At 66.1% G+C, this 12,276-nt stretch carries 11 protein-coding genes; 9 read left to right on the forward strand and 2 right to left on the reverse strand.

Annotated elements, in window-relative coordinates:
- From ABNS06_RS15240 to ABNS06_RS15280, 9 genes are all read left to right on the forward strand, one after another.
- Positions 1–2,068: ABC transporter permease subunit (locus ABNS06_RS15240; RefSeq protein ID WP_348675451.1), on the forward strand; the 2,068-nt coding region annotated here is incomplete at its 5' end.
- Positions 2,065–3,756: a phosphate ABC transporter permease PstA gene (gene pstA / locus ABNS06_RS15245; protein ID WP_348675452.1), complete on the forward strand. Its 1,692-nt coding sequence runs from the start codon at positions 2,065–2,067 to the stop codon at positions 3,754–3,756. The genes ABNS06_RS15240 and pstA, both read left to right, overlap by 4 nt.
- A 54-nt stretch (positions 3,757–3,810) precedes the next feature.
- On the forward strand, positions 3,811–4,647 hold the full coding sequence (gene pstB, locus ABNS06_RS15250; RefSeq protein WP_348675453.1) for a phosphate ABC transporter ATP-binding protein PstB: 837 nt from the start codon (positions 3,811–3,813) through the stop codon (positions 4,645–4,647).
- A 22-nt stretch (positions 4,648–4,669) separates the two neighbouring features.
- On the forward strand, positions 4,670–5,395 hold the full coding sequence (phoU, locus tag ABNS06_RS15255; protein WP_348675454.1) for a phosphate signaling complex protein PhoU: 726 nt from the start codon (positions 4,670–4,672) through the stop codon (positions 5,393–5,395).
- A gap of 79 nt (positions 5,396–5,474) precedes the next feature.
- On the forward strand, positions 5,475–7,745 hold the full coding sequence (mrcB, locus tag ABNS06_RS15260; RefSeq protein WP_348675455.1) for a penicillin-binding protein 1B: 2,271 nt from the start codon (positions 5,475–5,477) through the stop codon (positions 7,743–7,745).
- Positions 7,742–8,353 carry a tetratricopeptide repeat protein gene (locus ABNS06_RS15265; protein ID WP_348675456.1) on the forward strand — a complete coding sequence of 204 codons (612 nt, stop codon included), beginning with the start codon at positions 7,742–7,744 and terminating at the stop codon, positions 8,351–8,353. Before mrcB ends, ABNS06_RS15265 begins: the two co-directional genes overlap by 4 nt.
- 25 nt (positions 8,354–8,378) lie before the next feature.
- The gene (locus ABNS06_RS15270; protein ID WP_348675457.1) at positions 8,379–10,289 is read left to right on the forward strand and encodes an ATP-dependent DNA helicase; all 1,911 of its coding nucleotides are present in this window, start codon (positions 8,379–8,381) and stop codon (positions 10,287–10,289) included.
- Complete coding sequence (tsaB, locus tag ABNS06_RS15275) at positions 10,286–10,963, forward strand: tRNA (adenosine(37)-N6)-threonylcarbamoyltransferase complex dimerization subunit type 1 TsaB (RefSeq protein WP_348675458.1); 678 nt, start codon at positions 10,286–10,288, stop codon at positions 10,961–10,963. Before ABNS06_RS15270 ends, tsaB begins: the two co-directional genes overlap by 4 nt.
- 34 nt (positions 10,964–10,997) lie before the next feature.
- A complete protein-coding gene (locus tag ABNS06_RS15280; RefSeq protein WP_348675459.1) occupies positions 10,998–11,522 on the forward strand; it encodes a gamma carbonic anhydrase family protein in 525 nt (174 codons plus the stop codon).
- On the opposite strand, the gene ABNS06_RS15285 is transcribed toward ABNS06_RS15280, so the two are convergent.
- On the reverse strand, positions 11,519–12,028 hold the full coding sequence (locus tag ABNS06_RS15285) for a histidine phosphatase family protein (protein WP_348675460.1): 510 nt from the start codon (positions 12,026–12,028) through the stop codon (positions 11,519–11,521). The two genes, ABNS06_RS15280 and ABNS06_RS15285, sit on opposite strands and share 4 nt — an antisense overlap.
- Positions 12,025–12,276: class I SAM-dependent methyltransferase (locus ABNS06_RS15290; RefSeq protein WP_348675461.1), on the reverse strand; the 252-nt coding region annotated here is incomplete at its 5' end. The genes ABNS06_RS15290 and ABNS06_RS15285, both read right to left, overlap by 4 nt.

Here is a 12,276-nt window from a genome sequence, read left to right on the forward strand (position 1 = left end):
CCGGTACAGCAATCCGATCAGCGAGCCCGCGGTTATGCTCACCGTGGAGGAGCAGGCCGAGGTCGCTACGCATGTCAGTGCATCGGGGCGGGTGCGTTTCTTCGATGTGCTGACCGGCGAACTGCGCGGCGAAACCCAGCTGCCCATCCCGGACGGCGCGGCGCTTGCGCAGTTCGACAACATCGACCAGAACCGAGGCCTGTTCGGCGCCTTGATGGACGATGGCCGGCTGATGATCGCCCGGCAACAGCACCGACTTCGCTTTAACGACGACGGTCGGACGATTTCGTCCAGCCTGGCCTATCCCTACGGTGAAACCGCGATCGACACGGGGCTGACGGGCGTGCACGCACTGGAGGTGCGCGCCAGCGACGATTCCCTGCTGGTCGCCGCCGCGATGGGCGATGGCCGTATCGAGCTGGTGCGCTTCGAGCAGGAAGTCGGCCTGTTCGGCGGCACCGGTGAATTGACCGAGGACGAGCGGGGCACCGTCCAGTTCGAGTTGCCTCCGGAACGCAGGATCGAACGCATCCTGCTTGATCCCGCCGAAACCTGGCTGCATGCGCTAACCGACGCTGGCGAGGTCATCACCACCAATATCCGCAATCTGGACTCGCCGGAGCGGCTGGGTCCGGTGACCGTGGCCGGACCCGACGCGCACGTGATCGACGCGCGTTATCTCAACGGCGGCATTTCCGTGCTCGTCACCACCTCGGATGGACGGATCTCTCAGCTGTTCCCGGTGCGCGACACCGGTGCCGGCTGGCGGCTGCAAAAGGTGCGGGAGTTCGAGGCACCTGGCGAGGCAATGATCTCCGCGGTGGACATCGAACAACGTCGGCGGGGCTTCATCGCGGCCGATTCCGCGGGGCGACTCGCGATCTACTACGCGACATCGCATCGTGAATTGTTGAACGAAACGGTGATCGAGGGCGCGATCAAGGACATCGCGCTGGCACCGCGCGCCGACCGTCTGCTGGTCGAGGGCCGGGACGGCATGATCACCGTGTTCGATATTCACAACGAGCATCCGGAAGTCTCGCTGTCCGCGCTATGGGGCAAGGTCTGGTACGAAAGCTACCCGGAGCCGGACTATGTCTGGCAGTCCTCGTCGGCCACCAGCGACTTCGAACCCAAGTTCAGTCTGATGCCGCTGTCCTTCGGCACGCTGAAGGCGGCGTTCTACGCCATGCTGTTCGCGATGCCGCTGGCAATCTTCGGCGCCGTATACACCGCCTATTTCATGTCGCCGGGCCTGCGCCAGATCGTCAAGCCGACCATCGAGATTATGGAGGCGCTTCCGACGGTCATCCTCGGGTTCCTCGCCGGGCTGTGGCTGGCGCCGGTACTGGAACTGAACATGCCGGGCGCGTTCCTGCTGATCCTGTTCCTGCCGCTCGCGATCCCGCTGTCCGGATTCGTCTGGACACGGTTCCCGGCCGCGATCCGACATCGGGTGCCGGACGGCTGGGTGCCGGCGCTGCTGATTCCGGTGGTGATTCTCGTCACCTGGTTCGCGTTCGCGTTGTCGCGACCGGTGGAGGCCTGGTTGTTCGGCGGCAGCATGCCGCTGTGGCTCAACAACGAGATGGGCATCACCTACGATCAGCGCAACGCGCTGGTGGTGGGACTGGCCATGGGCTTCGCGGTGATTCCGACGATCTTCTCGATCGCCGAGGACGCGGTGTTCTCCGTACCCAAGCAGTTGTCCCAGGGCTCGCTGGCCCTCGGCGCGACGCCGTGGCAGACGATGGTGCGCGTGGTTCTGCCGACCGCGAGCCCCGGCATGTTCTCGGCGGTGATGATCGGTCTGGGCCGCGCGGTCGGCGAGACCATGATCGTGCTGATGGCCACCGGCAATACGCCCATCATGGACATGAGCCTCTTCCAGGGCATGCGCACGCTGTCCGCCAACATCGCGGTCGAGATGCCGGAATCCGAGGTCGGCAGCACCCACTTCCGGTTGCTGTTCCTGTCCGGGCTGGTGCTGTTCATGTTCACGTTCTTCTTTAACACGCTGGCCGAGGTCGTCCGTCAGCGTCTCCGTCGCAAGTACAGCACGCTATGAGTGAGCCGACCCAGATCACCCGGACCCGCGCGGGCACATTCGGCGAGTGGTACGCCTCGGGCGCTCCCTGGGTGTGGATGACCGGAGGCGCCGTGGCACTCGCGGGTCTGCTGGTCGTCGGGCTGCTGGCGCTGATCGCGATTCGCGGTCTGGGCCACTTCTGGCCGTCACCGCTGATCGAGGCGGTTTACGTCGAGCCGGGCAAGGAGCCGACGCCGCTGGTCGCCCAGCTGGGCTACAGCGAGACCGTCAGCACGGCACGGCTGCAATCCGCGGGCATCAACGTCAGCGATGATCAGGAATTCTACGAACGCCGTCTGGTCAAGGTCGCCAACCGTGATGTGTACGGCGCCGACTTCCGCTATCTGCTCGACGACTGGATTCAGCAGCGTACGACGCCCGAGGAGCTCAGCGTCTTCGAGCGACTCGAGTGGGGTGACCTCTACGGGTACCTGATCCAGATCAGCGAGCAGGGAGCATCGGTCGGCGAGGGCGACTTGTGGGAGGAATTCCGCGAGCGTCACGGTCGTGCGCGTGACCTGCATCACCAGATCGAGCGTGTTCAGGAGGGCGACATCGGCGCCATCAACTACGCGTTGGAGCAGCTGCGGCTGCGCGAGCGGCGGATGGAGCTGAACGACAACCAGTCCGAGCAGGCGATGGCGGAGATCGAACGTCAGCGCAGCGAACTGAACGCCGAGTACGCGGAACTGCAGCAGGAATTGCAATCACTGAACGAGCAGATCCAGCGGGACAGCATCACGGTGCAGGTGCAGAACGGGCGAACCGTGACCGTGTCGCTCGCCGAGGTCGTGCGCGGCTACCGCCCGAACGCGATGGGGCTGGTGGCGAAGATCTCGTTCTACTTCGCCAAGGTCTGGGAGTTCGTCAGCGACGAGCCGCGCGAGGCCAACACCGAAGGCGGGGTATTTCCGGCGATCTTCGGCACTGTGCTGATGGTCATGCTGATGTCGGTGTTCGTCACGCCGTTCGGCGTGGTCGCGGCGCTGTACCTGCGCGAGTACGCCAAGCAGGGTGTGGTCACCCGCATCATCCGCATCGCGGTGAACAACCTGGCCGGTGTGCCATCCATCGTCTACGGCGTGTTCGGTCTGGGCTTCTTCGTCTACGCGCTTGGCGGCTCGATTGACGAGCTGTTCTTCCCGGCGGCGCTGCCATCGCCGACCTTTGGCACCGGGGGCATCTTCTGGGCGTCGCTGACGCTGGCGCTGCTCACGCTGCCGGTGGTGATCGTGTCCACCGAGGAGGGGCTGGCGCGCATCCCGCGATCGCTGCGCGAGGCCAGTCTGGCGCTGGGCGCGACCAAGGCGGAAACGCTGTGGAAGATCGTGCTGCCGATGTCCAGCCCGGCGATGATGACCGGGCTGATTCTCGCCATCGCCCGCGCCGCCGGCGAGGTGGCGCCGCTGATGCTGGTCGGTGTGGTTAAGCTGGCGCCGTCACTGCCGCTGGACGGCAACTTTCCGTACCTGCATCTGGACCGGAAATTCATGCACCTGGGCTTTCACATCTACGATGTCGGCTTCCAGAGCCCCAATGTGGAAGCCGCGCGTCCGCTGGTCTACGCGACCGCGTTGTTACTGGTCCTGGTGATCGTCATACTGAATCTCGCCGCCGTGCGGATTCGCAACCGGTTGCGGGAACGCTACCGGGCACTGGAACACTAGCCCGACCACTCACGTCAGAGCATTGCAGTAGCCGAAAGATTTATGGAGCAACCCATGCGAAGCAAGGACAAGGACGCCTACATCGAGACGCTCGATGTCGAAGGCATTGGCGCGCGTGCCGAAGCGCCGAATGCGTCCGATGTCGCGATGACGGTGGACGGCCTGAACCTGTTCTACGGCGACAAGCAGGCCCTCAAGGACATCAACCTCGACATCAAGAAGGGTGAGGTCACGGCGTTCATCGGCCCCAGCGGTTGCGGCAAGTCCACGCTGCTGCGCTGCTTCAACCGCATGAACGACCTGGTCGACACGGTGCACATCACTGGCCAGATTCGCCTGGGCGACAAGAACATCTTCGACAAGGATGTGGATGTCGCGCGTCTGCGCCGGCAGGTCGGCATGGTGTTCCAGAAGCCGAACCCGTTTCCGAAATCGATCTACGAGAATGTCGCCTACGGGCTGCGTCTGGCGGGCGTGAAGAAGAAGCGCGTGCTGGACGAGACCGTGGAATGGGCGCTCAAGGGCGCGGCGCTGTGGGACGAGGTCAAGGACCGGCTGAACGAGTCGGCGCTGGGCATGTCCGGTGGTCAGCAGCAGCGTCTGGTCATCGCCCGGTCGATCGCGATCCAGCCCGACGTGTTGCTGCTGGACGAACCCTGTTCGGCGCTGGATCCGATCTCGACGCTGAAGGTCGAGGAACTGATCGCCGAACTCAAGAAGGAATTCACGATCCTGATCGTGACCCACAACATGCAGCAGGCCGCACGCGTGTCCGACTACACCGCCTTCATGTATCTGGGCGAGATGGTCGAGTACGGCGAAACGGACCAGCTGTTCACGAATCCCGAGAAAAAGCAGACCGAGGATTACATCACCGGTCGCTATGGATAACGGTACGCAATAGGTGCATGCGATGAGCCATACCGATCTCCACTTGAATACCCATATCTCCAAGCAGTTCAACGCTGAGCTGGACGATATCCGACAGCGGGTACTGACCATGGGTGGCCTGGTGGAGCAGCAGGTCTCCGAGGCCGTGCGCGCGCTGACCGAGGCTGACGGCGAGTTGGGCGAGCAGGTCGCCAACCGTGACTACAAGGTCAACGCCATGGAGGTCGGCATCGACGAGGAGTGCATTCGCGTGCTGGCGCGCCGGCAGCCGGCCGCCACCGACCTGCGGCTGATCATGGCCGTGGTCAAGACGATCACCGATCTGGAGCGGATCGGTGACGAGGCCGAGAAGATCGGACGCATGGCCACGCGGCTGGCGTCCAATCCACCGCCGAATGGATCGCTGCCCGCGGTCGAGGCGATGGGGCGCAGGGTCTCCTCCATGGTGCACCGGGTGCTTGATGCATTCGCGCGGCTGGATGCCGAGGAGGCGCTGGAGATCGCCAAGGAAGACAGCAAGGTCGACGCCGATTTCGAGTCGATCTCCCGTCAGTGCCTGACGTTCATGATGGAAGATCCGCGCACGATCCGGCCCGTGATGGACCTGCAATGGGCCATTCGCGCACTGGAGCGCATCGGGGATCACGCCCGCAATATCAGCGAATACGTGATCTACCTGATCCAGGGCAAGGATGTCCGCCACACCAGTCTGGCGCAGGTCCAGGCGGAGCTCGAAGGGTCGACCTGAGTCATCCCTCCGGCAGCGGGGGCGTGCCCTCCGTCTGCTATGATTTCGGCTGTTTTCCGGCCGTAATTCCAACGATTTGATGCGCCATCGATTGCTTGTCGCCGGGCTGGTTGTTCTCTGCCTGGCAGCGTCTGCTCTGGCGCTCTACACCTTCCGCCTGGACGCCGAGCTGCGGGCCCGCTTCGATGGCGTGCGCTGGGCATTGCCGGCGCAGATCTACGCGGCGCCGCTGGAGCTCTACGCCGGAAAGCGTCTTGGTCCACAGGATGTCGTGCACGAGTTGCGTCGCATCGGTTACCGCACCCGCAGCACCGTCGAGCGGCCGGGTACCTATTCCCTGCGGGGTGACAGCCTGGAACTCGCGTCGCGCGGCTTCCAGTTCTGGGACGGTGTCGAACCGGCGCGTCGGGTCACCATCGGGTTTGGTGACGGCGGTATCCGCGGCATTCAGAGTCAGGACGGCGGGACGGTGCCGATCATGCGCCTGGATCCGATGCTGATCGGGAGCATCTTTCCGAAGCACGGCGAAGACCGGGTACTGGTGCGCCTGGAGGATGTTCCACCGCTGCTGATCCAGACACTGATCGCGGTCGAGGATGGCGATTTCTACTCGCATTACGGCATCGACTGGAGCGGCATCGCGCGCGCGGCCTGGGCCAATGTGCAGGCTGGCGGGGTGGTGCAGGGTGGCAGCACCATCACCCAGCAGTTGATCAAGAATTTCTTCCTCAGCAGCGAGCGGACCTGGGTGCGCAAGGCCAAGGAAGCGCTGATGGCCATCCTGCTGGAGATTCACTACAGCAAGGAGGAAATCCTCGAGGCCTATCTGAACGAGGTGTACCTGGGACAGGACGGTCCGCGCGCGGTGCACGGCGTTGGTCTGGCCAGCGTGTTCTATTTCGGCAAGCCGCTCAGTGAGCTGCTGCCCGAGGAGATCGCGCTGCTGATCGGCATCGTCAAGGGCCCGTCGTACTACAACCCGCGGCGCAATCCGGAGCGGGCGCTGGCCCGGCGCAATCTGGTCATCAACCGGATGGAGGAGGATCAGCTGATCGCGCCCGAGGAGGCGCGGCAGGCCGCCGAGGCCGATCTGGGCGTCCGTGCACGCGGCGATCGCGGCACCTCGCAGTATCCGGCCTATGTGGATCTGGTCCGTCGTCAGCTGCAGGCGCAGTACCGTGAGGAAGACCTCACCAGCGAAGGGCTGCGCATATTCACCGCTTTCGATCCCCGGGTGCAGGCGGTTGCCGAACAGGCGATTCGTGAGGGGCTGGACGCGATTGAACGAGGGCGCGACATCGAGTCCGGCACGCTGGAATCGGCGGCCGTGGTGACCTCGGTGGAGACCGGCGAGATTCTGGCGCTGGTCGGTGGGCGGCAGGCCGGTTACGCCGGCTTCAACCGCGCGCTGGACGCCAAGCGGCCGATCGGTTCGCTGGCCAAGCCGCTGGTCTATCTGGCGGCGCTGTCGGAACCCGAGCGCTACCGGCTGACGACCCTGATTCCCGATGCACCGGTGCGCCTGGACATGCCCAATGGCAGCGTATGGATGCCCGAGAATTACGATCAGGAGCTGCACGGTGATGTTCCGATCTTCGAGGCGCTGTCCAAGAGCTACAACCTGGCGACGGTGCACCTGGCGCTGGATGTCGGCATGCAGGATGTCGCCCGCCAGTACGTGCTGCTTGGCGACGACACCAAGCCCGCGCCGCTGCCGTCGCTGGCGCTGGGCGCGGTGGAACGATCGCCGCTGGAAGTCGCCCAGCTTTACAACTCCATCGGCGCCGGCGGCTTCGTGACCCCGTTGCAGGCGATCCGCGACGTGCAGGATCGCGAAGGTCAGCCGCTGGAGCGATTCGCCCGCAAGCTGCGCGGTGGTCCGGACGCCGGGGCCGTTTCCCTGCTGCAATGGGCGATGAATCGCGTGATGATCGACGGCACCGCCCGCAGCGCCGCCCGCTATTTCCGATCCAGCGCCCTGGCCGGGAAGACCGGTACCACCGACGAGTTGCGTGACAGCTGGTTCGCCGGCTTCGGCAGCGACGTGCAGGCGACGGTCTGGGTGGGCCGCGACGACAACAAGCCGGCTGCGCTGACCGGCGCGTCCGGAGCGTTGCAGCTCTGGGCGCGGCTGATGGCTTCGCTGGATCCGCGGCCGGTGGATCTCTACGGCGCTGGCGGCGCCGAGCCGACCTGGGTGGTTCCCGCCATGGACGCGCTGGCCGACACTGAATGTCAGGACCGTGTGCTGGTACCGTATCTGCCTGGTTCGGCGCCGGTCGAGTGGGCTCCCTGCGCCCGGCAGGCCGAACAGGGCAACGGTTTCTGGGAACGACTATTCGGATCATGAAGCATTTCGTCACGAGCCTGCTGCTCGGGCTGCTGCTCGGCGGCTGCGGCACCCTGCGTCAGGAAGGTCAACGCGAACCGGTGTGGCCGTACCCGGAGCCGCCGGTTGTCGGCGATGACAGCGGGGCCTACGGAGACCGCGGGAGGACGAGGAGCTCGTCCCGTGAGACAGCGCCTGTCGAGTCACGACCGTGGGGCGAGGCCGAACCACTGCCACCGAGCGAACCCGAAGCCATTCCCAGCTTCTCCGGGCCCCGGAACCTGCGTGATGTGGCTGGCCCGGCCGCGATCGCACTGGCTGATCAGGCTGCGGCACAGCGGCAGCAGGGGGACTTGCAGGGTGCCGCCGCACAGCTGGAACGGGCACTGCGCATCGAACCCCGCAATGCGTTCCTGTGGCTGCTGCTCGGCCAGATTCATCTCGAACAGGCCGACACCGATCAGGCACGGCAGATGGCGCGCCGCGCGCGCGCGCTCGCGTCCAGCAACCCATACGTGCTGGGACCGGCGTGGCGTATCGCCGAGGCCGCGTGGCGCGCGGAGGGCAACCAGGCCGAGGCGGCCGAGGCCGCCCGCGCCGCCGAACAGGCGGAGCTGTCGCAGACGTGATCGCCCAACCCGCGGCGGCGTGCCGATGAGCGCCGTCTCGCGCGCCTTCTCCCACGGCGGTCCGCTGTCACTCGCGTTTCCGGGTTACACGCCCCGGGCCCAGCAATCCGCCATGGCCGAGGCGGTCGTCGACGCGATCGAGACCCGCAAGCCACTGGTTGTCGAGGCGGCGACCGGCACCGGCAAGACGCTGGCCTATCTCGTCCCGGCACTGCTGAGCGGACGGCGCACGCTGATCTCCACCGGCACGCGTGCGTTGCAGGACCAGCTCTTCGAACGTGATCTGCCGGCCGCCCGCGACGCGCTGGAGGTGGGCGGCCGCATCGCGCGGCTCAAGGGACGTTCAAATTACCTGTGCCTCTACCGCATGGAACAGGCCCTGGAGGACGGCGCGCTGTCGCCGTCGGTGCGGCGCGATCTGCAACGTGTCCGGCGCTGGGCGGGGCATACCCGCGACGGTGATCTGGCCGGCGTGGATGGCCTGAACGAGGACGCCCCGGTGCGGATTCACGTGTCCTCCACCGCCGACAACTGTCTGGGCCAGCGCTGCCCCCGGTTCGAGGACTGCTGGGTGATGGACGCGCGGCGCAAGGCGCAGGCGGCCGATGTCGTGGTCGTGAACCACCATTTGCTGTTCGCCGATCTGGCGCTGAAGGACACCGGGTTCGCCGAACTGCTGCCAGGCGCGGACATCGTCATCGTCGACGAGGCGCACCAGGTGCCCGAGATCGCCGGCCAGTTCTTCGGGTATGCGATCTCAGCGCGGCAATTGCGTGAACTGTCCGGAGACGCGCAGCGCGAGGCCGAGCAGGCGGGCCTGGCCGATCCGGAGCTGGTCGATGAATTGCAGGCGCTGTCGGCGACTGTGGATCAGCTGTTTCGGCAACTGCCGCGCGTCGGCGGCCGTCAGGCCTGGGAATCCGCATTCGGCAACAACGCGGCGCGAACGGCGCTGGAGGCCCTGGGCTCGTCGCTGACGACGGTCTGTGCGCGGCTGGAGCCGCTGGAGCAGGCCACCGATGGCCTGGCCAGTTGCGCGCAGCGCGCCACGGTGCTCGCGACGCGGTTGAGGGCGCTGATCAGCGGCGAGGATGTCGAACATGTCCGCTGGGCGGAGGTGAGCCGCTCGAATTTCGCATTGCGTTCCACGCCGCTGGTGATCGCCGATCGCTTCCAGGCCAGTCGCGAGCGCGAGCCGGCCGCATGGATCTTCTCGTCGGCGACGTTGGCGGTGGACGGGAAATTCGATCACTTCAAGCGCGAGATCGGCGCCGAGGATGCCCGCGAAGCCGAATTCGACAGCCCCTTTGATTTCGACCGGCAGGCGCGGCTGTTCCTGCCGTCAATGCCGGACCCGAGGGCCCCGAACTACCGGGCCGAGGTGATCGAACTGGCGGCCGAGCTGATCGACGCCAGCGCCGGTGGCGCCTTCCTGCTCTGCACCAGCCACGCGGCGGTCCGCGAATATGCCGATGGGCTGCGCGAGCGCCTGCACATGCCGGTGCTCCAGCAGGGCGAACGCTCCAAGCATGCGCTGCTGCACGCATTCCGCACGGACGGCAACGCCGTGCTGGTCGGGACCCAGTCATTCTGGGAGGGCGTGGACGTGCCGGGACGGGCTCTGCGCCTGGTGATGATCGACCGACTGCCGTTTCTCGCGCCCGGCGATCCGCTGATCCAGGCGCGCGTGGAGCATCTCAAGGCACAGGGCCTGGACCCGTTTCGCGACTACCAGATTCCCCATGCGGCGATGACGCTGAAGCAGGGCGCCGGACGACTGATCCGGGGCAGCGACGATCGCGGCGTGCTGGTGATCTTCGACCCGCGGATCTATCGCACCGGCTACGGCAAGGCCTTTCTCAACAGCTTGCCGCCGTTCCCGGTGGAAACGGACCGAAACAAGATTCTCGGCTTTTTGCGCGAGGTGTCGGCATGAACCTGCTGGCGCTGGATACCGCGACCGAGGCCTGCTCGGTCGCCGCGCGGATCAATGGCCGCTGGGCGCAGCGCTTCGTCGACCTGGGGCGCGGCCACACCGATGCGCTGATGCCGATGATCCACGAAGTCATGGAAGAGCTGGGCGCCGGATTCGGTGATCTCGAGCGTCTGGCCGTCGGCCGCGGTCCCGGCGCCTTCACCGGTGTGCGCATCGGCGTGGCCTGCGCCCAGGGGTTGGCACAGGGTCTCGGCGTGCCGGTGGCGCCGGTGTCCAATCTGGCGGCCATGGCCTGGGTCGCAGCGGCGGAGCGGGGCGATGGTCTGGTCGCGGTGGCGATCGACGCGCGGGCCGGTGGCGTCTATTTCGGCGGATTCGACACGGCGGCCGGCCGGCTGCCCGAACCCGTCATCGCCGAGCGCGTCTGCCCGCCGGAGCAGGTGCCCCTGATTGATCGGCCCCGCATACTGACCGCCGGGACGGGCTGGACACGTCATCCCGAGGTGCTGGCCGAGGCAGTTGGCTGCCCGACGGTGGACAGCGGCGTGCGCCTGCCGTCGGCGCGGGCCATCGCCGAGCTGGCACTGCTCGGCGCGCCGACGGTCGCCGCCGCCGATGTCGAGCCGGTTTACCTGCGCGACCAAGTGGTTCACGCACCGAAGGCCAAGGCATGATGGCTTTCAGTCAACGCAACTGGAGGACAATCTAATGCTCTACGCCCTGGGTGACGACGCGCCGGAACTGATCGGCGATGGCCATTTCATCGCCGACAATGCCACCGTGATCGGTCGGGTCCGCATGGAGCCGCAGTCCAGCATCTGGTTCAACTGCGTGGTGCGCGGAGACTGCGACGACATCATCATCGGTGCCCGCAGCAACGTGCAGGATGGCGCGGTGCTGCATACCGACGTGGGGATCAAGCTCACGATCGGCGAGGACGTGACGGTGGGCCATCAGGTCATGCTGCATGGCTGCACCGTGGGCGCCGGCACGCTGATCGGCATCAACGCGGTGGTGCTGAACCGGGCGGTGATCGGTCGCAACTGCATCATCGGCGCGAACGCCCTGATCCCGGAAGGCAAGGAGATTCCCGACAATTCGCTGGTCATGGGTTCGCCCGGCCGCGTCGTCCGCGAACTGGACGACAAGGTCGCCAAGATGCTGAAGGCCTCGGCGGACCACTACGTGCACAACGCCGAGCGCTACGCGCGGTCGCTGCGTCCTCTCGGCTAGCCGCCGCGGATATCCCGGTGACCCTTGGGGGTCGCCAGTTCGATCAGCCGAGCCTGCGCCTTCGGTAGCTGCTCCGGCCAGGCCGTGAGGTCCAGCGCGCAGCGCATCCAGCTGCAGGTGGGCAGTTGCGGAAGCTCCAGCGGTACCAACGCGGCGGCCAGCTCGCTGAGTCCTTCGTTGTGGCCGACCACCCAGATGTCGCGACCGGTCGCCCGTTCCCGGATGACCCGCCAGATGGTCTCCGGTGACGCGAGGTAGAGCGCGGCCTGGTAGTCAATCCCGTCGGTGGGTTGGTCCAATTCCAGCAACAGCCCGCGAGTCGTTGTGGCGGCGCGCACTGCGGGACTGGAGATCACCTGATCCGGGATCGGGTGCCGATCCCGCCAGCGCTGCGCCATCATCGGAATGTCGTGGCGGCCCCGTGCATTCAGGCTGCGGTCGAAATCGGGAATGCCCGGCTGGTTCCAGTCGGATTTGCCGTGGCGGATGAGTGTCAGATGGATCATGAGCGGACGTAGACGTCGTAGCGAACGCGATTGGTCTTGAGCTGGTACGAGACCTTGCGATCGAGCAGGGGCGGAGCCTTGGGTGCACGTTTGATGACCACGCGGCGGCGCGCGTGTTCCCAGGCCAGCGCCGCCAGCGTCGCGGCGTCGGGGTCGCCGTCGGTGAGATGACGCAGCGCCTCCAGAGGCGCCTTGGCGCGTGCGCGCTGTCCAGGGGCGGCATACATCGGATCTAGGTAGATCACGTC

Source organism: uncultured Abyssibacter sp., from assembly GCF_964000955.1.
Classification (GTDB): Bacteria; Pseudomonadota; Gammaproteobacteria; order Nevskiales; family OUC007; genus Abyssibacter.

Bases quoted from the DNA above. Each gene is read 5' to 3' on its own strand.
- pstA (WP_348675452.1), top strand. From the start codon at position 2,065: ATGAGTGAGCCGACCCAGATCACCCGGACCCGCGCGGGCACATTCGGC.
- pstB (WP_348675453.1), top strand. From the start codon at position 3,811: ATGCGAAGCAAGGACAAGGACGCCTACATCGAGACGCTCGATGTCGAA.
- phoU (WP_348675454.1), top strand. From the start codon at position 4,670: ATGAGCCATACCGATCTCCACTTGAATACCCATATCTCCAAGCAGTTC.
- mrcB (WP_348675455.1), top strand. From the start codon at position 5,475: ATGCGCCATCGATTGCTTGTCGCCGGGCTGGTTGTTCTCTGCCTGGCA.
- ABNS06_RS15265 (WP_348675456.1), top strand. From the start codon at position 7,742: ATGAAGCATTTCGTCACGAGCCTGCTGCTCGGGCTGCTGCTCGGCGGC.
- ABNS06_RS15270 (WP_348675457.1), top strand. From the start codon at position 8,379: ATGAGCGCCGTCTCGCGCGCCTTCTCCCACGGCGGTCCGCTGTCACTC.
- tsaB (WP_348675458.1), top strand. From the start codon at position 10,286: ATGAACCTGCTGGCGCTGGATACCGCGACCGAGGCCTGCTCGGTCGCC.
- ABNS06_RS15280 (WP_348675459.1), top strand. From the start codon at position 10,998: ATGCTCTACGCCCTGGGTGACGACGCGCCGGAACTGATCGGCGATGGC.
- ABNS06_RS15285 (WP_348675460.1), bottom strand. From the start codon at position 12,028: ATGATCCATCTGACACTCATCCGCCACGGCAAATCCGACTGGAACCAG.